This is a genomic window from Arthrobacter sp. sptzw32 (genome assembly GCF_059089735.1).
Window position 1 is genome coordinate 43,924 of sequence record NZ_JBNHEZ010000004.1, and the last position, 26,299, is coordinate 70,222.

Sequence of the window (26,299 nt, forward strand, 5' to 3'; positions counted from 1 at the left end):
GGAGGATTAGGCCGCCGGGACTACCGCAATGGGCGCCTTGCCCGGCGACTTAACCGGCAGCAGCACCAGGAGCCCGGCAAGGAGTACCACCATGATTCCCAAAATGCCCCAGCGCTGTGCTTCGCCTGGCGCCACCAGCGGGGTGGCCAGGGTGATGCAGAGGGTGAAGAGCGCCGGCGCCAGGAAGCTGACGGCGCGGCCTGTCGTGGCGTAGAGCCCGAAGAGTTCACCGGATTCGCCGTGCGGTGCAAGGCGCGCCAGGTACGCCCGCGAGGAGGACTGGGCGGGCCCCACAAACAGGCAGAGGAAAAGCCCGAACACCCAGAAGGTGGTAGTGCCGGGCCACTCCATGTCGAAGAAGTTGTAGCTGTCGTTTCCCAGGACCAGGATGGCGGTGCCGGCGGTCAGCAGCCCTGCCAGGGCGCCTACGATCACGGCCTTGGGGCCGATCCTGTCATCGAGGAATCCTCCGGTGATGGCGCCCACAGCGGCGACCACATTCCCGAATATCGCGAAGAAGATGACCTGCGACAGTTCAAAACCGAAAGTGCCCGCGGCGATGATGCCGCCGAAGGTGAAGACCGCTGCAAGCCCGTCACGAAAGACTGCGCTCGCCAGCAGGAAGTAGATGGTGTGCGGACTCGTGGCATAAATCGCCTTGATCCTCCGGATCAGCAGCCCGTAGCTGGCCACGATTCCCAGCCGTCGTGCCTGCGGCGCCTTCGGCAGCTCAGGCACGGCAAACAACACCGGCAGGGCGAAGACGAAGAACCACAGGGCCGAGAAGACGGCAACGAGCCTAATGTTCAGGCTTTCCTCGGTGGAGGCCCCGAACCAGTCAAAGCTGGGTTGGACGAACAGCTGCAGGACGATCAGCAGCGCAACGATGCCACCCAGATAGCCCGCGCCCCAGCCAAATCCGCTGACCTTCCCGATGTTCTTCGGTGTGGAGACCTGGGCCAACATGGCGTTGTAGTTAACGCCTGCAAATTCGAAGAACACGTTGCCCAGGGCGATGAGTGACACTCCCAGCAGGAGGAATTCGGGCCGCGGGAATACAAAAAAACACAGCGCGGTAAGGATGGCGACGGCGGCGGTGTTCACTCCCAGCCACAGCTTGCGCCGCCCGCCGGCGTCCGAGCGCTGCCCGGTAACCGGAGCCAGCAGCGCAATCGCCAAGCCGGCAACGGCCAGTGCCCCGCCCAGGACCGCTGAGGCCTGGTCCTCCCCGCCGAAGGCATTGGAGGTGAGGTACACGGTGAACACGAACGTGGTCATCACAGCGTTGAAGGCCGCCGACCCCCAGTCCCAGGATGCCCAAGCCAGGACCCGGCCTTTGCTGGTTGCCTGATTCGCGGATTCGAGTTCCGAGGACGGGTGCGTGGCCCCTGGCGCGCTGGCGCTGTTCATACGATGCATCGTATCCGCCCGTGGCGAACAGGCAGGGGACTTCAGGCTTGTGAGGCCGGGGAATGCGGGCACAGGATACATCACAGGCTGAGGAAGCGGCGGCAGAGCCTTGATAAACTGGGCCCTCCCGAACCTTACGAATGACCGCCAGCTCCAACTTTTGATAATCGACACCCTGACGTTGCGGAGATATCAGTGATCACAGTCCTTGCCGTGCACTTTACGGTGGCTGTGGTGGCGCCGTTCCTTTTCAAAATTTGGGGCCGCAACGCTTTTTACGCACTGGCGGCGGTTCCCGGGGTCTCCTTCATCTGGCTGCTGCTACAGCACGGACCTGTCTATTCGGGCCGGGGAGCCATTGCCGAGGTGGTTCCCTGGATTCCAGGCCTTCAGCTTGAGTTCGCCTTCCGGATGGATGCCCTGGCGTGGGTCATGTCCCTGCTGGTGCTGGGTGTCGGCTCGCTGGTCCTTGTCTACTGCGCGCGGTACTTCAAACGGACGGACCAGGATCTCGGTGCTTTCGGAGCCCAGCTTCTTGCCTTCGCCGGGGCGATGTTCGGACTGGTGGCGGCCGACGACCTCCTGCTGCTGTTCATTTTCTGGGAACTCACCACCATCCTGTCCTACCTCCTGATCGGATTCGCCCGCACCCGTCTGGCGGCCCGCCGCTCGGCGCTGCAGGCGCTGATGGTCACCACCGCCGGTGGCCTGGCCATGCTGGTGGGCCTGATCATGCTCGGCTACGCAGCCGGTACCTACCGCGTCTCGGACATCCTGCAGGAGGCGCCTGCGCTGGTGGCCGGACCTTCGGGCACCATGGTGAGCGCCGCCGTCGTACTCATCCTGGCAGGCGCCATCACCAAGTCGGCCCTTGTGCCGTTCCATTTTTGGCTCCCGGGGGCCATGGCCGCTCCTACACCGGTCAGTGCCTACCTGCACGCCGCGGCGATGGTCAAAGCGGGCATCTACCTTGTTGCGCGGCTGGCCCCGGGCTTCGCCGGGACGCCCTACTGGCAGCCGGTGGTTCTTGGCCTCGGGCTGGCGACCATGCTGGTGGGCGGGTACCGGGCGCTGCGGCAGACCGATATCAAACTCATCCTCGCCTATGGCACGGTGAGCCAGCTCGGCTTCCTCACCATGGTGGTGGGCCTGGGTACACCGGACGCAGCCCTGGCCGGCCTTGCGATGCTGTTGGCCCATGGCCTGTTCAAGGCCACGCTGTTCCTGGTGGTGGGCATCATCGACCACCAGTCAGGCACCCGCGACGTCCGCAGGCTTTCTGGCGTTTTCCGGTCCTCCCGGGCCCTGGGCATTGTGGCGGGCATAGGCGCCGCGTCGATGGCAGGCGTGCCCTTCCTGGGAGGTTTCGTGGCGAAGGAATCGGTGCTGGAAGCGTTCGTCCATCACGCCGTTGCCCCCGCCGCCGGCGCGTGGGGGATGGTGGTCCTGGCCGGGCTGGTCCTGGGATCCGTCCTTACCTTTGCGTACAGCGCCCGTTTTATGTGGGGCGCATTCGCGGTCAAGCCGGGAGTGGAGCGCACGCCCTTCAAGGCCGTCAAGCCCTCCTTCCTGGCCGCGCCGGCCATCCTCAGTCTCCTGACCATCGTCTACGGTTTCTGGCCCGTCCCGGTGGACTCGTGGATTCAGCCGTATGCGGCCCTGTTTGCTTCTTCCGCTCCCGACGCCGGCACCCCCGGTGAGCAGGCGGGGCACCTCGCGCTGTGGCACGGCTTCACGCCCGCGCTTGGCCTGACCGCCCTGACCTTCGCACTTGGCCTGGCGATGTACTTCGGCCGGAACGCTGTCTCGCGGGCCCAGTCCCTGGTCCCCGGGTGGGTGGACGGGGACAAGGCCTACCAGTACACCATCGGCGCACTGGACGACGTGGCGGTCTGGGTCACAGGCCGAACCCAGCGCGGTTCGCTGTATTACTACCTCGCCGTCATCCTCAGCGTCGCCTTTGTGCTGCCTCTCGCGGCCATCCTGCTGGCGGGCAAGCCCCTTCCGCCGGACATCTACCTTGTGGACCCCGGCTCCCCGCTGCAGCTTGTGGTCGGCGCGGGAATCGTGATCGGCGCCCTGGCGGCGGTCAAAGCGAACAAACGGTTCCTCGCGGTCCTGATGGTCTCCGTGACCGGGTATGGCATCGCCCTGATGTTTGCGCTCCAGAGCGCTCCTGACCTTGCCCTGACGCAGATGCTGGTGGAAACCATCGTCCTGGTGGCCTTCGTCCTGGCGCTGCGCAGCCTGCCGCCGGAGCTCCGGGACCGGACCGGCGGCAAGTACCGCGTAGTGCGGGTCATCATCGGTTTATGCTTCGGCGTCACCATGGTCTTCGCCGCCATCTACGCCATGGGTGCCAGGACAGCCGTCCCCGTCTCGCTTGAATTTCCGCGCCTTGCCTACGAGGGCGGCGGGGGGTTAAACATTGTCAACGTCACCCTGGTGGATATCCGGGCCTGGGATACCTTCGGTGAAATCACCGTCCTTGCCCTGGCGGCCACAGGCGTCGCAAGCCTGATCTTTATCCGGGGCCGCGGCGACCGGATCAGGAACTCCGCCACCGTTGCCGCCGGCACCGTGGGCCGCTACCGACCCGTCAACCCGAGCACCAGGGACGCCGCAGCGCTCGCGGTCAGCCGGAAATTTGCCGCGGCAGCACGGGACGCGTGGATCGTGGCGGGCCGGACGCTGGCACCGGAACGGCGCTCCATCATCTTCGAAGTGGTTACCCGGCTGATCTTCCACTCCATGATCATCTTCTCGCTGTACCTCCTGCTGGCCGGGCACAACCTCCCGGGCGGAGGCTTCGCCGGCGGCCTCACCGCAGGCCTTGCCCTGGCCATCCGCTACCTTGCCGGCGGGCGCTTCGAGCTGAGAGAGGCCACACCGGTGAGCGCCGGTGCCCTGTTGGGGGTCGGCCTGGCGGTTGCCGCTGCCTCCGGGGTGGCGCCGCTGCTGCTGGGCGGCCAGGTGTTCCAAACGGCCATCATCGAACTCTGGCTGCCGGTATTCGGCGACATCAAGTTCGTCACCTCCACCATTTTCGATATCGGCGTGTACATCGTCGTGGTGGGTCTGGTGCTGGATGTCCTGCGGAGCCTGGGCGCCGAAATCGACGAGCACCTTGAAGAACGGTCCGCCGCCCCGGCCGGCGCTGTCACCGAGGACGGTCCGGATTCCGAGGCAGAAAGCCCGGACGCCGATACCACCCACAGTGCCGCGACCGTACCCAGCCGGGAGCCCGAAGGCTTCCCCGCCGAGACCACCACAAAGGGCCAAGCATGAGCGTAAACCTGACCCTGCTGATTGTCATGGGCGCCCTGTACGCCTGCGGTATATATCTGCTCCTGGAACGCAGCCTCACACGCGTGCTGCTGGGGCTGATGCTCCTGGCAAACGCCACCAACCTGCTGATTTTGGCAACTGGGGGATATGCCGGGCTGGCCCCGCTGTACGGGAAGGACACCGCCGCCCAGGACTACAGCGATCCCCTTCCCCAGGCGCTGATCCTGACATCCATCGTGATCTCCTTCGCCGTCACAGCCTTTATGCTCGGCATCATCTACCGCACGTGGGTGCTGGCCCGCCAGGACGAAATCCAGGACGACGTGGAAGACCTCCGTGTGGCGGTTACTCCCAGCTTCGATGCCGAGGATGACGCGGAGATCCCCGCCGAAACTTCCGAGTTCCCAGTGGCGACAGTGCTGGTGGGCGGGCGTGAATTGCCGGCCGAACGCGCGGCCGCAGAAGAAAGACCAGGCTCCACAAACGTGGCCCCCGGCCCGGAAGGAGCCGGACAATGAATCTTGCAAGCCTTGCCCCGCTCGCCGTCGTCCTTCCCATCCTGGGCGCTGCCCTGACATTCCTGCTGATCCGGCACGCACGGGCGCAGCAGGCGGTCAGCATTGCGCTGCTGTCCCTCACCCTCCTCCTGGAATGCTTCCTGCTGGCCTCGGTCTGGGACGGCGGGACTGCCTCCGTCACCATCGGCGGCTGGCTGCCCCCGTGGGGCATCGTGATGGTGGTGGACCAGTTCTCCTCGCTGATGCTGGTGGTCTCCTCTGCAGTGAGCCTGGCCGTCCTGGTCTATGCCACCGGGCAGGGCATGGCCGACGGCGACCAGGACGCGCCGGTCTCGATCTTCCACCCCACCTATCTGATCCTGGTGGCGGGCGTTTCCAATGCGTTCCTCTCAGGCGACCTCTTCAACCTATACGTGGGCTTCGAGATCCTGTTGACCGCAAGCTACGTCCTGATGACCCTCGGCGGCACCGGGCCGAGGATCCGGGCAGGGGTGACCTACGTGGTGGTGTCAGTAGTGTCGTCCGTGCTGTTCCTGATAGCCATCGCCATGGTCTACGGCGCCACGGGAACCGTCAACATGGCGGACCTCGCCATCAAGCTCGGGGAACTGGACCAGGGCACCAGAACGCTCCTGCACGTCATGCTGCTGGTGGCCTTCGGCATCAAGGCGGCAGTCTTCCCGCTGTCCTTCTGGCTGCCGGACTCGTACCCCACCGCCCCCGCGCCGGTCACCGCCGTGTTCGCAGGCCTGCTCACCAAGGTGGGTGTCTACGCCATGGTGCGCACTGAAACCCTGCTCTTTCCGGGCGATACCCTCAATACGCCGCTGATGGTGGCCGCCTTGCTGACCATGGTGGTGGGAATACTCGGTGCGCTGGCCCAAAATGACATCAAACGCCTGCTTTCATTCACACTGGTCAGCCACATCGGCTACATGGTGTTCGGCCTGGCCATGTCCTCCACGGCAGGACTTGGCGCGGCCGTCTTCTACGTGGCGCACCACATCACCATCCAGACCAGCCTCTTCCTGGTGACCGGCCTGATCGAGCGCCGCGGCGGAAGTTCATCGGTTGACCGCCTGGGCGGCCTCGCCAAACTGTCGCCGCTGCTGGCGCTGCTGTTCTTCGTGCCCGCCATGAACCTGGCCGGCATACCGCCGTTCTCCGGGTTCCTGGGGAAGGTGGGACTGATGCAGGCCGGCATTGAGCTGGGCACGCCGCTGGCATATGCCCTGGTCATCGGCGGCGTCCTCACCAGCCTCCTCACGCTGCTTGCAATCGCCCGGGTCTGGAACCGTGCCTTCTGGCGCAGCCCGGCCGATGCCGAGCATCCGGACCCCGTACTGCTGGCGCCTTCGCTGGCGCGGGTTGCCGGCCCGGGAGCCAAGCGGAACACCGTAACCCTCCTGCCGCGCACCATGGTGGGATCCACCCTGGGACTGGTGGTCCTTGGTGTCGCGCTGACAGTTTTCGCGGGTCCGCTGTTTACGGTCTCTGACCACGCGGCGGAGGACATGCTGGACAGGTCCTCCTACATCCAGGCGGTCCTGGGAGAGGACACCGTTGTTCCAATGGTCCTGACGTCCGGAGGAGGCAAATGAGCCGCCGGCGGATTTCCCTGCGCCAGGAACTTCCCCTCCTGGTGTGGCTTGTCATCGTCTGGGGTGCGCTGTGGCAGGACTTCAGCCCCGGGAACCTCCTGTTCGGTGCGCTGCTGGCCATTGCCGTGGCCAGGTTGTTCTACCTGCCGCCAGTGGAACTCAGCGGCCGTTTCAACGTCCTCTACGCCGTTCCCTTCGCGCTTGTGTTCCTGGCCAAGGTGGTGGTTGCCAGTGCGCAGGTCCTGTACTTGTCAGTGGCCCGCGGTCCCAGGGTTAAGAACGCAGTGGTGGCCGTGACGCTGCGGAGCCACCAAGACCTGATGGTCACCGCCACCGGGCACGTAATTTCCCTGATCCCGGGATCACTGGTGGTAGAAGTGGACAGGTCCACGTCCACCCTTTATCTGCACGGCCTGAACATCAGCTCCGCCGCGGACGTTGAAAACCTGAGGAATGAGGTGCGTTCCATCGAAGCCGGGCTGATCAGGATCATGGGCACGAAGGAAGAACTCGATGCAGTCCGGATGGAGGCAGCCGCATGATGCAGACTGTGCTGGTCCTTACCGCCGTGATCTTCTCGCTCGCCGCGGGCGGTGCCATCATCAGGATCGCACGCGGACCCTCATTGCTGGACCGTGTGCTGGCAGCGGACGTCCTGCTGGCAATCCTCGGCGGCGCCCTGTGCGTGGACATGGCCGTGAACCGTCACCTGAACAACCTGATGCTGGTGGTGGCCATCTCCATCATCGGTTTCCTGGGGTCTGTGACTGTCGCCCGTTTCGTGGCCGACCGAAGGGAGGTGCCGGGTGAATCCTGATGCCACCTCCATGGATTTCTGGACTGACCTGGTGTCCGCCGTTTTTATGGTGGCGGGGGCTGTTCTGTCGCTGGGGGCCGCAGTCGGCCTGCTGCGCTTCCCGGACCTCCTAAGCCGCATGCATGCCGCCACCAAGCCCCAGGTTCTGGGGCTGTTCCTGCTGCTGGGAGCCATTGGCCTGCAGATGCGCACCTGGTGGGTGTGGCCCGTGCTGGCCGTGGCCTGGATTTTCCAGCTTCTGACGGTACCGGTATCCGCCCACATGGTGGGCCGGTCGGGTTACCGCACCAAGCACCTGCACCGGGAACTGCTGACGTCCGACGAGCTGGAGGCAGTAGTGCAAAAAGCCGCCGCCAAAACCGCCCGTGAGGACGATTCCGGCGACGGCTCCAGGAAATAACTGCCGGGCAGCCCCGTCAGCTCAGACGATGTCCTTGGACTTGGCGAACCGGGTGATGGCCCGCTGGGTACCGCGGTTTGCCAGGACCTGGATGACGGTACTGACCAGCGCCGAGATCAGCGCGAACGTCAGCGCGGACTGCAGGCTCGTGGGGATGTCCTCGTCCTTGCCGGTGGGCGGTTTACGTCCTGTGGTCTTTTCCCAGATGGTGTTGACCAGCTTGGTTCCGGCGAAGCCGGCGCCCAGGCTCACACCGGTGCCGAGCAGCTTGATGAAAAGGTTCATTCTTAGTACTCCTTGCGGGCGGAAAACGGGTTGACTTCAGCCTAGCGGCATCGCGGCCGGGAGCCGGAGCGGCAAGGGCGCGGTTCGCTCTAGGCGTTGGTGGACGCAGAGTGCGCCTCAGCTGCCGGGCGGTTCCGTCCGGAACTTGATCATTTTGTGCGTACCGTCGCAGTAGGGTTTGATGGCCGACGCGCCGCAGCGGCACAGGGCGACTGTCTGGCGTTGGCGGGGAACCGGGTCCCCTGAGGGCGTCACTATTTCGAAGTCACCGCGGACAATCAACGGCCCGTCGGGGCATACCACGATCGAGCTGTCGGCGGATTCCTGGTTCATGGCTGCTCCTGGTCGGGGGTGGGGGCGGACGTTTGGTTTTCCTGGTGGCGGAAGCCGGCAAGTCTTCCCGAGTGCCGGCGGCGAAGCTCGGCCTCCGAGTGCGCCGCGGTCTTGAGCCGCGACCCCGCGTAAGGCACACCCCCGCTGAGGCGGAAGGCGAGTGCGATCCAGATGCAGACAGCCCTCTCAGCAACCCAGAGCGGGGCGCACCAGACTGCACGGAAGGGAAAAACGGTAGTCCCCCTGTGCCGCCGCCGCCCGATTTCGGCAATGATGACAGGCGCCGCAGCCAATCCCATCAGTACGCGCCCGCGGTGTTTTCCAGGAAGGCAGGCTGCGGCGGCAATGGCCGGAAGCAGGGACAGCTCGGCGGCGAGACGGCGGGGCTGGGCGAAGTTGTCGTAGGCCTGCCGGGTGCGCTGCTTGAGGAAGTGCCGCGGCTCGGGCGGCGTGCGGGCAACGAACAGGTCCGGAACGATTTTCTCCCTGCCCCCCGCTGCCTTGACGGTCCTGATCAGCTCCAGGTTTTCGAAAAGCACCGGATCGTAGCCGCCGGTTGCCAGCAGCGCGCTCCGGCGCACGGCCAGCGTACCCGGGAAGTCTGCCGACCATGCCCGGTTGATCAGGGACCTGGACGTGTCCCACCACCCGTGCCAGGGCAGGGGATCGAAGTAGTTCTGCGGCCTCACAACGTCCGCAGACGCGAGGTGACTAACGGCGGCGGTGAGTGATTCGCGCGTGTAGCGCACGTCGTCGTCGGCTATCACCAGCAGTTCCGCCCGGGCGGCCCGGACGCCCGTCACCACGCCGGCCACCTTGCCGTTTCCGTTACCGGCACCCTCCGGGCGGATATGGCGGACAACAGGCGGGAAAGCGTCCCGGTGCCGCTCGAACAGCTCCGGACCGGACCCGTCCACGATGGTCACCGGGATCCACCCGCCGAGTCGCTCGAGATAGGCAACCAGCTCCGGCAGGCCCGAATCATCGGTCCAGCGCAGCGGCAGGATGTACTCCGCAGGCTGCCCCAGGGCTGTGGTACTCACGCTGCTGCCGGCACTGCCGCCCTCAGCGAGGTCTGCCCGTTCTCCCAGCACGCCAAAAGGTGTGACGAGAGCCTGCCGTCAACGGCCATCACGGCTGTCGCCCCGAACAGGACGTCCCCGAGCAGCTCGGGTTCGGCCTCCACGAGTCCTCCTGCGAGGTCGCGGCCGGCGATCTGCTCGTGGACCGCGTCGGCTTCCACATGTTCGTCGAAGTAGTGGGTCACCTCGGCGTCGAAGCCGTGACGGCGGAAACCGCTGCCATACAGCCGGTTGGGCTGGGAAGAGGTCATCTCATAGATGGCCAGATGCCCGGTGATTGCGCCGCGCAGCCGCCGGTTGAGCCCGAACAGGGACATCATGTTGACCGCCGCGAGGGAGACGGCGGGGACGGCGTTCACGTAGGCGCCGTAGTGATCGTCCATCCCCAGGCCCCGCATGGTGCGGGCAAAAAGCGCGCTGTGCATGCGGTCCGGGCGCCCTCCGCCGTACTCGTCCGCCTGGATCTCCACCAGTGCAGCCTTCGCCCTGCCGGTAAGCCGGGGAATGGCCCAGGTGTGCGGGTCCGCTTCCTTGAGCTGGTAGACCGACTTGTGGACCAGGAACTCCTTGAGCTGGTCCAGGGTTGCCTTCTTGGCCACATACCGGGACACGCTGGGACCGGTGTCCGTGGCGGCCAGGCCGAAGAGGACGTCGGCCACGGCGTCGCTGGTCATTTCCGCGGCAGGGGGGAGGTCCAGCTCCCCGGCTGCCGACTGGGCGGCTGCCCGGAGCGCCTCTTCGAAAGGCCTTTCGAGCAGGCGGCGGACCTGGATGAGGCCCGGCTCCCACTCCCACTCATCACTGACACCTTCAAGGCCGGAGTAGTGCAGCTCGTAGAGGGAGAAAAGTGCCAGCTGGACGTCGTCGTCGCCGATGATGTCGGTGGCCGTGCCCAGCTGTGTCACCACCAGCCGGCGCAGTTCCTCAACGGCGGGGGAGCTGTCACCGGCCCCGGCTGTTGCTGCCAGGACCCGGAACAGGGCGGTGCTGATGGGACCTCGGGGTTCAGGGATCTTCATGATTGCTCCTTAGGGCGGCAGCGGTGCTGCCGGGTGCTTGGCCGTCGACGGTGGCGGTTTCGGTCAGGGCGGTCGTTCAGGTTGCGCCGCGGCTGCGCCGCGGGGTGGTTCGGGGGGCCAGCAGGATGGCGAGAATGATCATGGTCGAACTCAGGGCCAGGTGGAGCCAGTTGTCGGCGCCGTTGAGTGGGACAAAGTTGGCGGGAGTTTCGTCCCCCACCAGGAAGCCGTAAAGCCAGAGAACCAGGTACACGACGCCCCCGTAGATCAGGAAGCTTCGTGCCTTCTGGTGGGTCCGGGCCAGCAGCAGTCCGGCCGCCCCGAAGGCAAGGTGCACGATATTGTGAAGGACCGACACCTGGAAGAGGTTCAACAGCAGGGCTCCGGAGCCCTGTCCGGCCATGCCCAGGGAGTCGTAGTTGCTGGTGATCCCGGGGACAAACCCCAGGACACCCACCAGCAGGAAGAGGGCGCCGGTTACGAAGGCAGCCTTCTGCAGGCCCGTCCTCGCGCCGGTGGCCCGGGTGCTGACTGTCATGACCTGTCTCCTCAAAAGCCTGGAGACAACATAGTAAGCATGGTTACTAATAAAAGCTAAGTGCGCCTGCCGGTGCTGCTGCCCGCCGGCCACTGCCGGCAGCGTCCGCGCAGCCGGCGGGCTCACCCTTCCGGGACGATCCACACGTAGGGGTTTGGCTGGTGCCCGCCGCGGCGGCCGTGCTCATACCCCTGCTGCCAGGCGTTTCCGACGGCGGATACCAGTTCAGCCAGCAAAGGATAGTAGGGGTGGTCGGGGCCGATGTAAATCATTTCTTCCTCGGCCTTGTCCACCGCTGCCCGCACCTGGTTTTCGGCTGTATTACCGAGCATGGCGCCCCCTCCTGTTTGGAACTTCCGCCACCCGTCTCGAATGTACTCCCGGCATCCAAGGGGAGTCCATCGCCCTGGTTGGGAACCCGCGTCAGTCCGTTCGCATGGAGCTGAGGATCTCGCGCAGCGCCTGTACCACCAGGTCATGGTCCTGCACCTGGGGAAGCCCTGAAACAGTGACCGTAGCCACCGCTCCCACTCCGGCGACATATACCGGGAAGGAGCCGCCATGTGCCGCATACCGGCGCTGATCAAACCAGCCCTGGTCTTCGATCCGTCCGCCGCGGGTCCGGGCGCGCAGCCCCACCAGCAGGGAGGGCACCTCGTACCGGGCCGCCGTTCTCTGTTTGGCGCGGATCCAGTGCTCGTTGTCCGGGGTGGCCCCCGCCAGGGCGACATGGAACAGGACCTGCTCACCCTTGGTGATGTCTATCGCGATGGGGAACTGGCCCTCCTTCCCCAACTCCACAAGCAGCAGCCCCAGGTTCAGTGCGTCGTCCATGGAGAAGCCTGGAAACTGGAGCTCCCGGATTTCGCCCTCTATTCGGGCGATAAGGGCCTGCAGCGATCCCTCCGGCTGGACGGCATCCGAATCCGGATCGAACTCAGTCACATGCGGTGAATTGGCGGTCATGGCCCACAATCTACCCTTCCTCCGGTGTAAACTGGACCCCGCCCACAAGGGCAATTATTTACTCACAGAATCATTCAACGACAGGGGAGCGCCGCCGTCGGGCATCACTGGCCAAGCCAGGAGCCGCAGGTGGGCGCTGAGAGTGCGGACAGCCGCAGACCCTCGAACCTGATCCGGTTAGTACCGGCGCAAGGGAGTCGAGTTCTCGAAGCTCCGCAGTGGTTTGCCGCTGCGGTTCTTTCCCCTCCTGTTCCTCAGGAGGATCGCATGGCAACTACAGCAATCAAGAAGACCACCAGCAGGTCCTGGCGCGTTGTGGACATCGTGGTGGCGGCGTTGATCGCCATCGCAGGCGGCGTCATTTTCTGGGCGTGGTCCCAGGGTGCCGCAGCAGTGTCTGCGCCGATGAACGCCCTTTACCCGCCGCTTACCGGACTGATCGCCGGCGGCTGGATGATCCCGGCGGTGCTGGGCATGCTGATCATCCGCAAACCGGGCGCCGCCCTGTTCTGCGAAACCGTGGCAGCCACCGGTGAACTGCTGATGGGTTCGCAGTACGGTGCCTCGGTGCTGTTCTCCGGCTTCGTCCAGGGCCTGGGTGCGGAAATCATTTTCGCGATTTTCGTGTACCGGAAGTTCAACCTGCCGGCGTCCCTCCTCGCCGGTGCTGCTGCCGGGCTGTTCTGCGGCCTCAATGACTCCTTTGCTCCCTGGGGCTGGAACATTGCCTACTCGGGCGGCGACAAGCTTGCGTACATTATCTTCACCGCGATCTCCGGTGCCGTCATCGCCGGGGCGCTGTCATGGATCGCCACCCGCGGCCTGGCCAGGACCGGTGTCCTGAGCTCCTTTGCCTCGCGGAAGGCAGCCACGGAGCCGGTTTTCTCCTGATGGCAGCGCCTTCCGTCCACGGCGCGTCCGTGGCGGCGCGCCCGGCTGCCGTCACCGCGCGCGGCTGGGGCTGGCGGCATGCCGGGCGTTCCAGGCCTGCTGTCCGTGCCCTTGACCTGGACATCCGGCCAGGGGAGCGCGTGCTCCTGCTTGGCCCGTCCGGAGCCGGCAAGTCCACGCTCCTCCATGCGTTGGCGGGGGTGCTGGGGGATGCGAACGACGACGGCGAGGCCGGCGACTCCGACGAGTCGGGTTCGCTGCTGGTCGACGGCGCCTCCCCCCGCGATCAGCGCGGCCGTGCCGGGTTGATGCAGCAGGACCCGGAGACACAGGTGGTCCTGTCACGGGTGGGGGACGACGTGGCCTTCGGTGCCGAGAACCTTGCTGTGCCCCGGGACCGTATCTGGACCCGGGTGCACGAGGCTTTGGACGACGTCGGGCTGTCCCACCTGCCGCTGGACCATCCAACGTCTGCACTGTCAGGCGGCCAGAAACAGCGGCTGGCCCTGGCCGGCATCCTTGCGATGCGGCCGGGGCTGCTTCTCCTCGACGAGCCGACAGCCAACCTGGATCCCGCCGGGGTGGTGGAGGTGCGCGACGCCGTCGGGCGCTGTCTCGACAAAACCGGAGCAACCCTGGTGGTGGTGGAGCACCGCGTCTCCGTCTGGAAGGACCTGGTGGACCGCATTGTGGTGCTGCAGCCCGGTTCTTCGACCGACCCGGGGGTGCTCCTGGACGGGCCTCCGGACCAGGTTCTCGGCGAAGCCCGGAGCATGCTCATTGCGGCCGGGGTCTGGGTGCCCGGGTATGTTCCGGCCACCCGCCCACGCACGGCGGATCCGGCTCCCGGCTCCGGGGACCTGCTGCTTGCCGCCGAAAACCTGGCCGTATCCCGTGAACGTGCCCGCCGCAAGGGCTTGCGCAAACTGCCGCCAGTACCGGTCCGGCAAGGCATCTCGGCGCAGGTCCGGGCAGGGCGGGCGCTGGCCATCACCGGACCCAACGGCGCAGGAAAGTCCACCCTTGCGCTGACCCTCGCCGGGCTGCTGGAGCCCGTTGCCGGGAAAGTTTCGGCCACCCTGGCGCTTAGCCGTGGGGCGGGAATCGACCCGTACAAGTGGAAGGCGGAGCAGCTGATTGAACGCATGGGCACCGTTTTCCAGGAACCTGAGCACCAGTTCGTGACCGGGAACGTGCTGGACGAACTGCGCTTTGGTCCGCGCCACCTCGGGCACGGGGAAGAGCGGGTGGATGAGCTGCTGGAGCGGCTTCGGCTCACCGAACTGGTTGATGCGAACCCCTACACACTTTCGGGCGGCGAGAAGCGTCGGCTTTCCGTAGCAACGGTCCTGGCCGCGCATCCGCAGGTCCTGATCCTGGACGAACCCACCTTCGGGCAGGACGCCAACACGTGGGCTGAGCTGGCATCGTTCCTCTCTGAACTCCTGGACGCCGGCACAGCCGTGGTATCCGTGACCCACGATGCTGAGTTCACGGCGGCGCTGGGTGGAACGGAACTGCGCCTGGCAGCAGAGCCGGTAGTGCGATGAGACAGGAGCTGAACCTGCGCGGCAACAGTGCGCTGCTGACCCGGGCCAACCCGCTGAGCAAGTTCGCGGCCGTCTTCCTGATCACCGCCGTCCTTGCACTGTCCATTGACTGGGTTTCCGCTTCCGTGGCGCTGGCGTTCGAGTTCCTGCTGTTCCCATTGGCGGGCCTCACCCTGACGCTGCTGTGGCAGCGGGGGTGGCCGCTGATCCTTGCCGCAGCCGTAGGCGGCTGGAGTACCTCCATCCTGGCGGTGGACAGCGGAAAAACGCTGATCGACGTCGGCATCTGGACCATGAGCGAGGGGTCGCTGGAGCTGGGGGTCGGGTTTATGCTGCGTGGCCTGGCAATCGCGCTCCCGGCGGTGCTGTTGATGAGCTGCACTGACCCCACGGACCTGGCCGATGCGCTGGCGCAAAAAGCACGCCTCCCGCACCGGTTCGTGCTGGGGACTTTGGCCGCCATGCGCCTGGTGGGGCTGATGGCGGAGGAATGGCAGACCATCGGCATGGCCCGGCGGGCCCGGGGCGTAGGTTCCCGCGGCAGTGCCCTGCAGCGGGTAAAGGCCACGATGGGGCAGAGCTTCGGTCTCCTGGTTCAGGCCATCCGCCGTGCCTCAAGGCTGGCCGTGACCATGGAGGCGCGTGGTTTCGGCGGCGGGCGGCGGACGTGGGCGCGGGAATCCACCTACAGCGGGCTGGACCTGTGCGTGCTCGGTGGAGGCGTGCTGATGGCCGGCGCGGCCTTTGCTGCGGCCGTCTGGGCGGGCACGTGGAACATGGTGTGGCTGGGGAGCTGAGTGGTCTGCCCTGCTGTCCTACACATCAAACGTTCGGGCCGCCCGCAGGAGGCTGACTGCAGGGCGCAAGGTCAGACGCAGGAGTGGTTGTAGTCGAATTTACGCGACACGAACTGGGTTATGACCACGTGGCCGCCGGCGGTCAACGGCGGATCTGAGCAATTGGCTTTGGCGCCGGTCAGCGTCCGCGCACCGGCCAGCCAGCCGGGCAGGTAGTAAAGGCTGCTCGAGCTGCTGACGGTCCCCGCAATCCGGCCCCATTGGAGGCCGGTGGAATAGATTCCGACTCCCTTGACGTTGATGCTGTGGAAGAAATCCGCCATGCCCTCCAGCACAGCGCGGTTCGCATCCTTGTCCGTGGCGGACCAGCTGTTTTCGGTTTCCACGTCAAGCCACCAGAAGTAGTCGGAGGGGTTGGTAATGCCGCGGATGTAGGCGTCGTCGAACGCCTTCGCGTAGCCGTACATGTACGCGCACGCCTTCCCGTAGTCCTTGTCTTCGCAGGAGCCATAGGGGTTATGGACGGCGGATCCGATGGGGTACTCGTTGCTGGTTGGCCACCACGAGCCGCTGCTTCCAGGGTTGGCGGTGTTGACGTAAAGGGACACCTTTGGCTGGGGCGTGATGCCGGATGAGGCTGCCGCCCACTCCAGTTGCTCTTCAAGGCATGGGTTTGTGTTGTTCGCCAGACCGTTGTTCACGCCAACGATGGCAAAAGCCTGGCCAACCGGGAAAGGCTTGCCGCATTGTGGCCAGGAGATATCGTTGCCCAGCGTCGACTGCGTGCTTTCCCCGGGGGAGGGAGCCGCGGAGGCGGGCCAGGCCGGAAGCAACAGCAGGACAGCGAACAGCAGAGCCGCCAGCCCTAGTGCCGCTTCAGTTCCCTGGGTCCGGTTCATTGTCACCTTCGCCGCCTTCGAAGGAAGAGGACTTCTCCAGTTTCCTCCGGTTAGGCGGGCAAGGTCAACAACCGTTGGAGCGGACTTCTATCGCATGTAGTGGGTAAACGCTCTCCCAGAGGCCGCGGCTGGCTACTAAATAGGCCCTCGGTAACTCATTCATGATATATTTTTCGGCATGACGCAGGAAACTACTGAACACGTTGCCGCCATGCTCCGGGATGCCCGGGGCGAGAAAGGCTGGACGCAGGGCCAGCTGGCAGCCGAGCTTGGAACAAGCCAAAGTGCCATCGCACGGATGGAACAGGGCAAGCAAAACCTGAGCCTGAAAATGATCCAGCGGCTGGAGGCAATCTTCGGCCGGAGCATCGTCAACGTGGGAAAACCGCAGATGACGCACCTTCGGGTCGAAGGCGGCCAGACGCTGTCCGGCGCCGTGGACGTCAACAGCAGCAAGAATGCCGGCGTCGCCCTGCTGTGCGCAAGCCTCATTAACAGGGGGACCACTGTTCTTCGCCGCCTCGCGCGCATTGAGGAAGTGAACCGCATCGTTGAGGTGCTCAGCAGCATCGGAGTCGAGTGCACCTGGCTCAACGACTCCGATCTCCAGCTCCGCAGGCCTGCCGTCCTTGACCTGGAGGCCATGGACGTTGAGGCCGCCCGCCGCACCCGCAGCGTCATCATGCTCCTGGGGCCGCTGCTGGATGAATCCTCGCAGTACCGGCTCCCCTATGCGGGCGGCTGCGACCTTGGCACGCGCACAGTTGAACCGCACATGCAGGCACTGCGCCAGTTCGGGCTGACAGTGGAAGCTACCGCAGGGTTCTATTCCGTGCAGGCCCCCGAAGCCGACAGCCGGGACCGTTCCTTTGTGCTGACGGAGCGCGGCGATACTGTCACCGAGAACGCCATCATGGCAGCGGCGCACCGCGAGGGAACAACCGTGATCCGCAACGCCAGCCCCAACTATATGGTGCAGGACCTCTGCTTCTACCTCCAGATGCTGGGCGTGACCATCCACGGCGTCGGCACCACAACTTTGAAGATCACGGGACGTCCCATGATCGATGCGGAGATTGAGTATTTCCCGTCGGAAGACCCAATTGAAGCCATGAGCCTCATCACCGCCGGCATCGTGACCAACTCTGAAGTGACCATCCGCAGGGTCCCCATCGAGTTCATGGAAATTGAGCTGGCTACGCTGGAGCAGATGGGCCAGCAGCTGGAGATTTCCGGCGAGTACATGGCGCGCAACGGACGGACCCGTCTAGTGGACGTGACCACCAAGCCGTCCGAGCTGCACGCGCCGGAGGACAAGATCCATCCGATGCCTTTCCCCGGGCTTAACATCGACAACCTGCCCTTCTTCGCAGTCATAGCCGCCAACGCCAGCGGCCAGACCATGATCCACGACTGGGTCTACGAAAACCGGGCCATCTACTTGACCGAGCTGAACCGGCTGGGTGCCCAGGTTCAGCTGCTGGACCCCCACCGGATCTACGTCAACGGGCCCACCAAGTGGCGCGCGGCGGAGGTTGGCTGTCCGCCGGCACTGCGCCCCGCAGCCTGCCTGCTGCTGGCCATGCTCGCGGCCAGGGGCGTGTCCGAGCTGCGGAACATCTACGTCATCGAGCGCGGCTATGAGGACCTGGCCGAGCGGCTGAATGCCATCGGGGCAAAGGTGGAGTACTTCCAGGACTAAGCATTCACGCTTCGTCATGAAGTCCTGAGGACCGTCCAAAAACCTTTACCTGCCGCAGAATGTGTGTATGCGTACATTCGGCGTTGAGGAAGAGCTCCTGATCGTTGACCCGGAGAGCGGGGAGCCGCTCGCCCTCGCTGATGCCCTGCTTTCCGGCCGCAGGGTGGCTGCCGACGACGCCCCGGATGACTTTCGGGACCTCGAAACGGAAGACAAAACCGTTTACGACGACGACGGGATGGGCTTGAGTGCCGAACTTAAGCTGGAGCAGATTGAGACGCAGACGCGGCCCTGCCTGGAGTACGGTGTGCTGCTGGAACAAATCCGGGCAGGGCGGACGCTCGCTGACAACGCTGCCAGGCAGAACAATGCCCGGGTGGCGGCATTGGCCACCTCGCCCCTCGGGTTATCGAGCCATACCACTCCCGATCCCCGCTATGCCAGGATGCTGGAACGATTTGGCTTGACCGCACAGGAGCAGCTGACCTGCGGCTTCCACGTCCACACCTACGTTGAGTCCCCTGACGAGGGCGTGGCCGTGCTGGACCGGATCCGGGACAAGCTTGCGGTCCTGACCGCTGTCAGTGCCAACTCGCCTTTTTGGAACGGACTTCAGACCGGTTTCGAGAGCTACCGTACCCAGGCGTGGAACCGCTGGCCCACTGCCGGTCCAGCCGGGATCTATGGGACCTATTCTGCCTATCGACGCGTGGTCACCCGGCTGCTGGACAGCGGAGTCATGCTGGACGAAGGGATGCTCTACTTCGATGCCCGACTGTCACGGAACCACCCCACTGTGGAGGTCCGTGTGGCAGACGTTTGCCTCCGGGCCGAGGATGCAGCCCTTCTTGCCGTTCTCGTCCGTGCGCTCGTGGAGACGGCGGGCCGTGAGTGGCGCCAGGGCATCGATCCGGCGCCGGTGCCCACCGTACTCTTGCGGATGGCCTCCTGGCAGGCCAGCAGCGGAGGACTCAGCGGAGAGCTGTTGGACTTCGGCTCCTTCCGGCCGGCGCGCGCCGCAGACGTAGTGCGTTCACTGGTGGACTATCTCGCGCCGGTATTGCAGGAGCAGGGCGAGCTTTCCCTTGCCCGGCAAGGGGTGGAGGACGTCATTGCCCGTGGAACTGGGGCAGCTGAACAGCGCCGCATCCGCGACAGAGCTTTGGCCGCTGCAGCACCTGAGGATTTGGGCTTCGGCGCAGTGGTGAGGCATGCGGTAGAGGTGACGATGCGTGGCACCCTGGATCTGTCGAAGGTCGAAGAAACGCCCGATCTGCTGCGGGTTCGTCAGCCCTAGTAGGCGGGAAGGGCAGCAGGGCGTCCTCGAGGACCAGCTCAGCTGTGAAGCGCGGGTCACAAGTAACGGGTTCGTGCCATACTCGGCGGGTGACGGCCTCGTATTCCTTTGAAGCAGAACTTTGGCTGTACCCCGGTGAGGCAGGATGGCATTTTGTGACCCTGCCTCCGGACATCGCTGATGACATCCGGGTCCGCGCTGCAGGTGCCGGGACGGCATTCGGCTCGATCAAGGTCACCGCGAAGGTCGGAGAGCACTCCTGGCAGACCTCGCTGTTCCGGGACACCAAGAGCGATTCCTACCTTTTGCCGGTGAAGAAGGAGATCAGGGACAAAGCGCAGGTCGGTGCAGGTGACGGCATTGCCGTCCAGCTCTCCGTCTAGGCTAAATCTGCTTCAGCGCCTGTTCGAGGTCGCCGATCAGGTCGTCCACGTCCTCCAGCCCCACGGATAGCCGCACCACGCCGTCGCTCAGGCCGATGGCTGCGCGGCCCTCCGGACCCATTGCGCGGTGAGTAGTGGTGGCGGGGTGGGTAATGAGGGACTTTGAGTCGCCCAGGTTATTGGAGATATCGATGATGCGGAGGCCGTCCAGCAGCGCAAAGGCAGCCTCCTTGCCCGAGCGGGCACCCGTCGTCGCCAGTTCCAGGGTCAGGACCGTCCCGCCGGCACTCATCTGCCGGGCCGCCAGCTCGTACTGCGGGTGCGACTTCAGGAGCGGGTACTTCACCCAGCTCACGGCAGGCTGCTGTTCCAGCCATTCGGCCAGCTGCAGGGCTGACGCCGAGGAGTGGTTGACGCGGAGGGCCATTGTTTCCAGGCCCTTGGTAAGCACCCAGGCGTTGAAGGCGGACAGCGATGGACCGGTGTGGCGCATCAGCTGCTTGACCGGGCCGTCAATGAATTCCTTGGTGCCCAGGATGGCGCCGCCCAGCACCCGGCCCTGGCCGTCGATGTGCTTGGTGCCGGAGTAGACAATCACGTCGGCGCCGAGCTGGCCGCAGCGCTGCAGCAGGGGAGTGGCGAAAACGTTGTCCACCACCACAGTGGCACCTGCGGCATGTGCCAGCTCACTGACCGCGGCGATGTCCACGATTTCCTGCATGGGGTTGGAGGGGGATTCAAAAAACACAGCGGTGGTGGGCTCGGACAACGCAGAGCGCCACTGCTCCAGGTCAGGCCCGTCCACAAAAACCGTTTCGACACCCCAGCGCGGCAGGATCTCGTTCAGGATGACGAAGCAGGAACCGAACAGGGACCGGGCGGCCACGACGCGGTCACCTGCAGCCAGCAGGGCACCCAAAGCGGTAAAGACCGCGGACATGCCCGACGCCGTCGCAAAGCATGCCTCGGTTCCCTCGAGGAGGCGGAGCCGCTCCTGGAAGGTGGCAACGGACGGGTTGCCGTAGCGGGAGTACACAAAGCGCTCGTCCTCACCGGTGAAGGCCCGTTCAGCAGCGGCTGCGGATTCGTACACGAACCCGGAATTCAGGAACACGGCCTCGCTGGTTTCCTGGAAATTGGTGCGGTCCAGCCCGCCGCGCACGGCCTGGGTGTTGCTGCTCCAGCCGGCGGCGTCTTCGTTGAAGGTCACTTAGTTCTTTCCGAGGTTGGTGGGCAGGCCGCGGTTCTTCCAGCCGTTGACGGTGCGTTCGCCGTAGCGGTCCGGCTCGCCCTCGAAGCCCTCCAGCACGTTGTAGGACGTAAAACCGGCCTGGGTGGCAGCAATCGCAGCCGCGATGGACCGCTGCCCCGAGCGGCACAGGAAGATCAGCTCCGTCGATGAGTCTTCCGGCGCCTGCTGGGTGAGGGAACTGATGAAGTCGGGGTTGGGAATGCCGCCCGGAAACGTCCACTGGATGAACAGCGGATCATTGTCGGTGGCCTTGGTGTCAGGAATGCCGATGTGGGCCCATTCGCCCTCGGTCCGCACATCCACGAGGATGGCTCCGTGCTCCAGTTTGTCCCACGCCTCCTGGGGCGTCAGGTCTCCCGCGTAGCTCATGCGTGGCCCTCGCCGTCGAACTCGAGGTCCTCGCCGGCGGCCTCTAGGTTATCCACCGCGGTGGCAACGGCGGCATCAGCGGAGGCGATGGCTGCCGGAAGGACCAGGGCCTGCGCCACTATCACCTGGCCGCCGTTGGTGGTGGCGGCCGGGCTGCCGTGAAGCACGTAGCCCTCGGCCAGGGCGGCCGAAATCCGTTCGCAGAATGTCCGGTCGTCCGGGCCGGTGACGAGCCGGTACGAAAGTCTCTCTTCAGGGGCAGGTGCGTCAGACACGACGGATCTCCTTCTCTCACGCTTGCAACACGATTCGGTCGATATGCCGAGTATTCACCTGAGGCACCCCGCCGCGGAAGGAGGGTTGCCGACCGGTTAGTCAGGGCTTGGCACCGGTACTCATTACTCCCAAAAAACGTAACACTTGGCGGGCATGCCCGCACCGCCGTCGTCGTCATGTTCCGTAACTGAACCGGCCCTGCCCGCTGAGCGGCCGGCACGTCACTTTCGGTAACCCACGACGGCGGGACTCGCTCCGGCGTCAAGGCACCTGGCGTGCCGCACATATTGACGCCGGATAAAGTTCTTTTGGGGCAGGCCGCCCCGTCATTGGAGTATCAGCTTCGGGGGGTCCCATCAGCACGTCATCAGCCGCCGCGCCCAAGCGCGGGCACAACAGCCCGCTGCCTGCCCGGACTTCCCGCAACGGCTTGCTGGTCCTGACCCGCGCCACGGCCGCCTTCCTTGTTTTGATGCTGATGGCAGTCCTGCTGATAGTGCTGCCGGCGGGACCAGCCCGTGCGGCAGAGACCTTTCCGGGCGACGGCAAGCCGCTGCTGGGCGCTGTGCTGGAATGGGGCGAGGACACCGCTGCCGGTTTCGCCGGCCGCCTGGGTGCCTCACCGGCCCTGCTCGGGCACGACATAGCCATCCCGTTCCGCGCCTCGGAGAAAAATGACATCCGGGGCTTCCTGGAACAGTCAGGTGAACAAGGCGCACATGCAATGCTCACGGTGCAGCCCACGGTTCCGCTGGACCAGATCACTGCAGACACCGCTTCAGCATTCGCCGGCGAAGTGGCCGATCTGACAGGCAACTTCAAAGGCCACGTGCTGATCCGTTTTGCCCCCGACATGAATGCCAGCTGGGTGGAATGGGGCCAGCAGCCCAGCGCCTACCGGTCCGCCTTCCAGGCCGTCGCCGCAGCCTTCAACAATCTCGACGGCGGCCGTACCGCCATGGTGTGGGAGCCCTACCTGGGCAAGGACTACCCCTTCAACCGGCACCGGAATGTGCCGGTGCCGGGAAGCGAAGGTTTCGCCCTGCTCGATACCAACCGCGACGGCGCGTGGGACGGCTCGGACGCGGCCTATAGCCCTTACTATCCGGGGGACGAGGCGGTGGACTGGGTGGGGCTGACAGCATTCCACGACGACACGGCCGGCGGGGCGCCCGTCAATACCGTTCCCCGGCAGGGCGAACTTCAGGAAATGCTTACTGCATCGGGTAGCGAAAACTTTTACGCAACGTATTCGGAGGGTAAAGATAAGCCGTTCCTGCTGCAGACGTCCGCCTTCTACAGCCCGGCGTCCGGCGGCGCCACCGAAATGGAGATCAAAGCCTCCTGGTGGGACCAGGTCCTCGGCGCCGCAGGATCAACCGAATTCACCAGGACCGCCGCGGTGGTGTGGGATGAACGCACAAACACCAGAGACACGGGTGTGGCTGGCATCAACTGGCTGCTCACCGGGAACCCTGCCATCGCAGACGCAGCCCGGCAGAGGCTGCAGGCTTCCCCGCTGGTCACCGGGCCGGTCACGGAGGTTGTGGCAGGCAGCGGGCACGTGCGGGCCAACACCCTTTCAGGCCCTGCTTCCTGGACTGTTGCCGCGGCGCTGGTCATTCTGCTCGTGGCGCTATGGCAGGTTCCCCGGCGCGTGAACGCGGCAACAGCGTGGGCTTACGCCGACTCCTCCTCCAGGGATTCCCGGGTGGACCTGCTGCGGGGACTGGCCATCGTCTTTGTGGTGGTCAACCACCTGGGGATGACGTCGCTGTTTCAGTTGCTCACCCAGGAGGCCGTGGGCTTCGTGTCCGGGGCGGAGCTCTTTGTCCTCTTCTCCGGCCTGGTGGTGGGCATGGTGTACGGACCAAGGGTCAAGGAAGACTTCGGGACGGTGGTGGACCTGACCTCGCGGCGGGCGGGAAAGCTGTACCTCACGGCGCTGGTGGTCCTTCTGGGGGTGTTCCTGGCCTCGCTGTTGCCCTTCTTCCAAACCGACACCCTAACCACGTTCGTGGACCAAGGCACCGGCGGGGCCGGGTCCGACGCCGCCGGCCGCACCTACGACCTGTACGCCGGCATGGAGTCACTGTTCCAGTTTCCTGTGCCGCCCCAGGTCCTGCCGGCCATCCTGCTGCTGCAGGTCGGCCCGTGGCAGTTCAACATCATGGGCCTGTACGTAGTGCTGCTCCTTGCCAGCCCACTGATCCTGGCGGCCCTTAACCGCGGCAAAACCCTGTGGGTACTGGCGGCCACCCTGGCCGTGTATGCAATGGGAGCGGTGACGCGGTTCCGCATCCTGCCTTCCCAGTTCGAGGATTCGTTCCCGCTGCTGGTGTGGCAGGTGCTGTTTGTCATCGGCCTGGTGGCTGGGTTCCACCGGCACAGGGTGGTTGCCTGGCTCGCCGGACACACGGGGATCGTGCTGGCGTGCACGGCGGCAGCGCTCGTCTTCGCCTTCCTGTCCTGGGGCAACCCGTATCTGGCCAACGGCTTCGATGTGCGGCTCGGCCTTGTGCCGGATGCGGCGTACAGGACCATGTACGACCTCTTTTTTGGCCGCACGTATCTGGCTCCGGGCCGGCTCCTCAACGTCATGGTCCTGGTGGTGGCCGCCTACGCCTTCCTGACGGCTTACTGGAAGCCGGTGGAACGGGCCCTGGGCTGGTTCCTGATTCCCCTGGGCCGGGCAACCTTGTACGTCTTCATCCTCCACGTAGCGCTCATCGCCGTAATCGCCAACATTCCGGCTCTTCGGCAGGGTGACGTGTTGCTGAACACCGCAGCCTACGCACTGGTGCTGGGACTGCTGTGGGTAATGGTCCGCACCCGATTCCTCTTCCGGTTCATCCCCACCTAAGGAAACCTTTGAAGGCCGCCGGAGGCAAATAACTAAAACAAAAGGCGTGAAGCGCTGCCGGCTGGGCAGCGCTTCACGCCTTTCTGGTTCTTCGATGCCTATACGAGCCCCGGGGAACTCGCCAGGATGTAGTCAGTGGCGGCCGGGCCCTTCATGCGGAGGCCGTTGCAGCCGGGGGTGATCCGGTGTTTCATGGCTGCCCAAAAAGAGGCTTCCCTCCCGGGGACCTGCTGGTTGATGTAGCACCAACTGGTGTAAAGCCCGTAGAGGCGGTCGTCATTGAGGTTGTGGCCAGAGGACTGGTCCAGGTAAGTGGCTTCTTGGAGAAAAATATCGAACTGCGAATGTGCCATGACGGCGTCCCTTCGCTAAGTGCGTGTGTACCGCCGTTCGGCTACAGCAGCGAGAGACTCAATGCCCTGCACGGGGCCATGGAGTAATGATCAGCTCCTTTGGAGCGGATAGCTGGGGCGGTGCTAGTGCCTTATCTACAATGTAGACCTTACTAGTAGGCTACACATTCAGCAAGCGTTTGGAATTACCCTCAGTCTCCGGCTACTCGAAGGAAGCCCGCCGGCGGTCAGTGAGACGGGTGTTCAAAATATCCGGTGCATTGACTTTGAAGCGGCGGCGGTCATCACTGTGGCTGAGAACCTGATGTAGTGGGCTTTCTCGCCGGGTTGCCATGGTTCCAGGCCCAGGCGGTCCACCGCATCCCTGTCCTGCTGGTCCTCCAGCAGTGCGGTGTCGCCCCGCACCACACCCTACGGCTGATGGGGCGCCAGGAACATGGCCCCAAAGGCAAAACCTATTCGATTGCCGCGAACAGCTCGTTCAGCTCCGCGGTGAGCTCTTTTTGCACCGACGGGGTGCCCACCTCTTTGCCGTCAATGCGGTTCACCGGGGCCAGCATGCGCACGCTGGAAATCAGCCAGACGGCGTCCGCGTCCAGCAGGTCCTGGGGCTCCAGCGGACCGTACCCCAGTTCCCACCCGGCCGTTTTCGCGGCCGCAAACAAAGCACCCTGGGAGGTACCCGCCAGGATGCCGCTGTCCAGCTGTGGAGTGATGAGCCGCTTGACGGGAGCGCCGTCGTCGGACGCTTCCAGGTGCGCCATCAGAACAGTTGACGTTGGTCCCTCCAGCACGCGGCCGTCCGAGGAGATGAAGATGACGTCATCGGCGCCCTGTTTGTGGGCGTGCCGCAAGGCAGCCATGTTGACGGCGTAGGAGAGCGTCTTCGCGCCAAGCAGCAGCCAGGGTGCACGTTCGGCAACCTCACTGTCGTAGCCCCGGTCAAGGAGGATGACGTCGATGCCTGCCTCGCGCTGGCGGCGTCCGGCCGACCCGACAGGAGAAACCTGCACCCACGACGTGGGGGCCGGGGCACCCTCAACTCCCCGGGTCACTACCAGCTTGACCACCAGTTCGTCGTCGGACCCGGCCACGGGCGGGTGCTGGGTCCGGTGTTCGGACAGGGCTGTGGCGATGGCGCGGCGCCATTCCTCCTCGCGGGGAATGGTCAGGTCCAGTGCTGCTGCGGATCCCGCCAGACGGTCCAGGTGCGCCTGGATTTTCCGGACGCTGCCGTCCACGGCAAGCATGGTCTCGAAGATGCCGTCGCCGCGGGTCGCACCCTGGTCCGTGACCAACAACTGGGGTTTGGACGCATCGGCCAGCCGGCCGTCCGGGAACGCGGGGTCGAGGAATACAAGAACCACAGAAGCTGGAGAGGTCATGGCTCCAGCTTAGTGCGGCGTCCCT

General features: G+C 65.0%; 28 protein-coding genes and 2 riboswitches. Of the genes, 13 read left to right on the top strand and 15 right to left on the bottom strand.

What is annotated here, in order from left to right; translation table 11 throughout:
• Nucleotides 1–6 precede the first annotated feature (6 nt).
• Entirely contained in the window at nucleotides 7–1,410 is a 1,404-nt protein-coding gene (locus tag AC5RVN_RS09125; RefSeq protein WP_494137728.1) for an MFS transporter, read from the bottom strand.
• 195 nt (nucleotides 1,411–1,605) lie between these two features.
• On the opposite strand from AC5RVN_RS09125, the gene AC5RVN_RS09130 reads away from it, so the two are divergent.
• The 6 genes from AC5RVN_RS09130 to mnhG are packed head-to-tail and all read left to right on the top strand — an operon-like array spanning nucleotide 1,606 to nucleotide 8,034.
• Entirely contained in the window at nucleotides 1,606–4,698 is a 3,093-nt protein-coding gene (locus AC5RVN_RS09130; RefSeq protein ID WP_494137729.1) for a Na+/H+ antiporter subunit A, read from the top strand.
• Nucleotides 4,695–5,216, top strand: coding sequence for a Na(+)/H(+) antiporter subunit C (locus AC5RVN_RS09135; RefSeq protein ID WP_494104926.1), 522 nt, complete (start codon nucleotides 4,695–4,697; stop codon nucleotides 5,214–5,216). Before AC5RVN_RS09130 ends, AC5RVN_RS09135 begins: the two co-directional genes overlap by 4 nt.
• Nucleotides 5,213–6,817 carry a Na+/H+ antiporter subunit D gene (locus AC5RVN_RS09140; protein ID WP_494137730.1) on the top strand — a complete coding sequence of 535 codons (1,605 nt, stop codon included), beginning with the start codon at nucleotides 5,213–5,215 and terminating at the stop codon, nucleotides 6,815–6,817. The genes AC5RVN_RS09135 and AC5RVN_RS09140 overlap by 4 nt, the downstream gene beginning before the upstream one ends.
• Nucleotides 6,814–7,359 carry a Na+/H+ antiporter subunit E gene (locus AC5RVN_RS09145; protein ID WP_494137731.1) on the top strand — a complete coding sequence of 182 codons (546 nt, stop codon included), beginning with the start codon at nucleotides 6,814–6,816 and terminating at the stop codon, nucleotides 7,357–7,359. Before AC5RVN_RS09140 ends, AC5RVN_RS09145 begins: the two co-directional genes overlap by 4 nt.
• Nucleotides 7,356–7,634 carry an MrpF/PhaF family protein gene (locus AC5RVN_RS09150; protein WP_494104927.1) on the top strand — a complete coding sequence of 93 codons (279 nt, stop codon included), beginning with the start codon at nucleotides 7,356–7,358 and terminating at the stop codon, nucleotides 7,632–7,634. Before AC5RVN_RS09145 ends, AC5RVN_RS09150 begins: the two co-directional genes overlap by 4 nt.
• Nucleotides 7,624–8,034, top strand: coding sequence for a monovalent cation/H(+) antiporter subunit G (mnhG, locus tag AC5RVN_RS09155; protein ID WP_494137732.1), 411 nt, complete (start codon nucleotides 7,624–7,626; stop codon nucleotides 8,032–8,034). Before AC5RVN_RS09150 ends, mnhG begins: the two co-directional genes overlap by 11 nt.
• 21 nt (nucleotides 8,035–8,055) lie before the next feature.
• On the opposite strand, the gene AC5RVN_RS09160 is transcribed toward mnhG, so the two are convergent.
• The 7 genes from AC5RVN_RS09160 to AC5RVN_RS09190 all read right to left on the bottom strand — a co-directional run bounded on the left by AC5RVN_RS09160 (nucleotide 8,056) and on the right by AC5RVN_RS09190 (nucleotide 12,257).
• Entirely contained in the window at nucleotides 8,056–8,319 is a 264-nt protein-coding gene (locus AC5RVN_RS09160; RefSeq protein ID WP_494042444.1) for a DUF4235 domain-containing protein, read from the bottom strand.
• A gap of 117 nt (nucleotides 8,320–8,436) precedes the next feature.
• On the bottom strand, nucleotides 8,437–8,652 hold the full coding sequence (locus AC5RVN_RS09165; RefSeq protein WP_494042445.1) for a CDGSH iron-sulfur domain-containing protein: 216 nt from the start codon (nucleotides 8,650–8,652) through the stop codon (nucleotides 8,437–8,439).
• The gene (locus AC5RVN_RS09170) at nucleotides 8,649–9,695 is read right to left on the bottom strand and encodes a glycosyltransferase family 2 protein (protein ID WP_494137733.1); all 1,047 of its coding nucleotides are present in this window, start codon (nucleotides 9,693–9,695) and stop codon (nucleotides 8,649–8,651) included. The genes AC5RVN_RS09165 and AC5RVN_RS09170 overlap by 4 nt, the downstream gene beginning before the upstream one ends.
• Nucleotides 9,692–10,753 (bottom strand): iron-containing redox enzyme family protein, encoded by a 1,062-nt coding sequence (locus AC5RVN_RS09175; protein WP_494042447.1) that lies wholly within the window; start codon nucleotides 10,751–10,753, stop codon nucleotides 9,692–9,694. Before AC5RVN_RS09175 ends, AC5RVN_RS09170 begins: the two co-directional genes overlap by 4 nt.
• Nucleotides 10,754–10,829: 76 nt before the next feature.
• A complete protein-coding gene (locus AC5RVN_RS09180) occupies nucleotides 10,830–11,291 on the bottom strand; it encodes a DUF4383 domain-containing protein (protein WP_494137734.1) in 462 nt (153 codons plus the stop codon).
• Nucleotides 11,292–11,413: 122 nt separating this feature from the next.
• Nucleotides 11,414–11,623, bottom strand: a complete 210-nt coding sequence (locus AC5RVN_RS09185) for a hypothetical protein (RefSeq protein WP_494137735.1) — start codon at nucleotides 11,621–11,623, stop codon at nucleotides 11,414–11,416.
• A 91-nt stretch (nucleotides 11,624–11,714) separates the two neighbouring features.
• Nucleotides 11,715–12,257, bottom strand: coding sequence for a heme-degrading domain-containing protein (locus tag AC5RVN_RS09190; RefSeq protein ID WP_494042450.1), 543 nt, complete (start codon nucleotides 12,255–12,257; stop codon nucleotides 11,715–11,717).
• A gap of 72 nt (nucleotides 12,258–12,329) precedes the next feature.
• Nucleotides 12,330–12,470, top strand: a riboswitch (TPP riboswitch).
• Nucleotides 12,471–12,524: 54 nt separating this feature from the next.
• Here AC5RVN_RS09190 and AC5RVN_RS09195 point away from each other — a divergent pair.
• Genes AC5RVN_RS09195 through AC5RVN_RS09205 form a run of 3 tightly spaced genes read left to right on the top strand, consistent with a single transcriptional unit; the run spans nucleotide 12,525 to nucleotide 15,495 of the window.
• A complete protein-coding gene (locus AC5RVN_RS09195) occupies nucleotides 12,525–13,148 on the top strand; it encodes an ECF transporter S component (protein WP_494137736.1) in 624 nt (207 codons plus the stop codon).
• On the top strand, nucleotides 13,148–14,698 hold the full coding sequence (locus AC5RVN_RS09200; protein ID WP_494137737.1) for an ABC transporter ATP-binding protein: 1,551 nt from the start codon (nucleotides 13,148–13,150) through the stop codon (nucleotides 14,696–14,698). The genes AC5RVN_RS09195 and AC5RVN_RS09200 overlap by 1 nt, the downstream gene beginning before the upstream one ends.
• Complete coding sequence (locus tag AC5RVN_RS09205; protein ID WP_494104934.1) at nucleotides 14,695–15,495, top strand: energy-coupling factor transporter transmembrane component T family protein; 801 nt, start codon at nucleotides 14,695–14,697, stop codon at nucleotides 15,493–15,495. The genes AC5RVN_RS09200 and AC5RVN_RS09205 overlap by 4 nt, the downstream gene beginning before the upstream one ends.
• A gap of 71 nt (nucleotides 15,496–15,566) precedes the next feature.
• Here AC5RVN_RS09205 and AC5RVN_RS09210 read toward each other — a convergent pair whose 3' ends face one another.
• Nucleotides 15,567–16,394: a glycoside hydrolase family 25 domain-containing protein gene (locus AC5RVN_RS09210; protein ID WP_494137916.1), complete on the bottom strand. Its 828-nt coding sequence runs from the start codon at nucleotides 16,392–16,394 to the stop codon at nucleotides 15,567–15,569.
• A gap of 178 nt (nucleotides 16,395–16,572) precedes the next feature.
• Between AC5RVN_RS09210 and AC5RVN_RS09215 the strand changes: the two genes are divergently transcribed.
• The 3 genes from AC5RVN_RS09215 (at nucleotide 16,573) to AC5RVN_RS09225 (ending at nucleotide 19,776) form a co-directional block, all read left to right on the top strand.
• Nucleotides 16,573–18,096, top strand: coding sequence for a UDP-N-acetylglucosamine 1-carboxyvinyltransferase (locus AC5RVN_RS09215; RefSeq protein ID WP_494137738.1), 1,524 nt, complete (start codon nucleotides 16,573–16,575; stop codon nucleotides 18,094–18,096).
• A gap of 67 nt (nucleotides 18,097–18,163) precedes the next feature.
• On the top strand, nucleotides 18,164–19,393 hold the full coding sequence (locus AC5RVN_RS09220; RefSeq protein ID WP_494042455.1) for a glutamate--cysteine ligase 2: 1,230 nt from the start codon (nucleotides 18,164–18,166) through the stop codon (nucleotides 19,391–19,393).
• Nucleotides 19,394–19,482: 89 nt separating this feature from the next.
• Nucleotides 19,483–19,776, top strand: coding sequence for a DUF1905 domain-containing protein (locus AC5RVN_RS09225; protein WP_494042456.1), 294 nt, complete (start codon nucleotides 19,483–19,485; stop codon nucleotides 19,774–19,776).
• A 1-nt stretch (nucleotide 19,777) separates the two neighbouring features.
• Here the strand turns inward: AC5RVN_RS09225 and AC5RVN_RS09230 are convergent, their stop codons facing one another.
• From AC5RVN_RS09230 to AC5RVN_RS09240, 3 genes are read right to left on the bottom strand one after another with little or no spacing between them, the layout of a single operon-like run.
• Entirely contained in the window at nucleotides 19,778–20,986 is a 1,209-nt protein-coding gene (locus tag AC5RVN_RS09230) for an O-succinylhomoserine sulfhydrylase (RefSeq protein WP_494042457.1), read from the bottom strand.
• On the bottom strand, nucleotides 20,987–21,397 hold the full coding sequence (locus AC5RVN_RS09235) for a rhodanese-like domain-containing protein (RefSeq protein ID WP_494137739.1): 411 nt from the start codon (nucleotides 21,395–21,397) through the stop codon (nucleotides 20,987–20,989).
• The gene (locus tag AC5RVN_RS09240; protein WP_494137740.1) at nucleotides 21,394–21,672 is read right to left on the bottom strand and encodes a DUF1737 domain-containing protein; all 279 of its coding nucleotides are present in this window, start codon (nucleotides 21,670–21,672) and stop codon (nucleotides 21,394–21,396) included. The genes AC5RVN_RS09235 and AC5RVN_RS09240 overlap by 4 nt, the downstream gene beginning before the upstream one ends.
• A 13-nt stretch (nucleotides 21,673–21,685) precedes the next feature.
• Nucleotides 21,686–21,800, bottom strand: a riboswitch (SAM riboswitch).
• Nucleotides 21,801–22,145: 345 nt separating this feature from the next.
• Here AC5RVN_RS09240 and opgC point away from each other — a divergent pair.
• Nucleotides 22,146–24,536: an OpgC domain-containing protein gene (gene opgC / locus AC5RVN_RS09245; RefSeq protein WP_494137741.1), complete on the top strand. Its 2,391-nt coding sequence runs from the start codon at nucleotides 22,146–22,148 to the stop codon at nucleotides 24,534–24,536.
• 98 nt (nucleotides 24,537–24,634) lie between these two features.
• Here the strand turns inward: opgC and AC5RVN_RS09250 are convergent, their stop codons facing one another.
• From AC5RVN_RS09250 to AC5RVN_RS09260, 3 genes are all read right to left on the bottom strand, one after another.
• On the bottom strand, nucleotides 24,635–24,889 hold the full coding sequence (locus tag AC5RVN_RS09250; RefSeq protein WP_494042461.1) for a hypothetical protein: 255 nt from the start codon (nucleotides 24,887–24,889) through the stop codon (nucleotides 24,635–24,637).
• Nucleotides 24,890–25,132: 243 nt separating this feature from the next.
• Nucleotides 25,133–25,294, bottom strand: a complete 162-nt coding sequence (locus AC5RVN_RS09255; protein WP_494042462.1) for a hypothetical protein — start codon at nucleotides 25,292–25,294, stop codon at nucleotides 25,133–25,135.
• Between the two features lie 50 nt (nucleotides 25,295–25,344).
• Nucleotides 25,345–26,274, bottom strand: coding sequence for an aminodeoxychorismate lyase (locus tag AC5RVN_RS09260; protein WP_494042463.1), 930 nt, complete (start codon nucleotides 26,272–26,274; stop codon nucleotides 25,345–25,347).
• Between the last annotated feature and the right edge of the window lie 25 nt (nucleotides 26,275–26,299).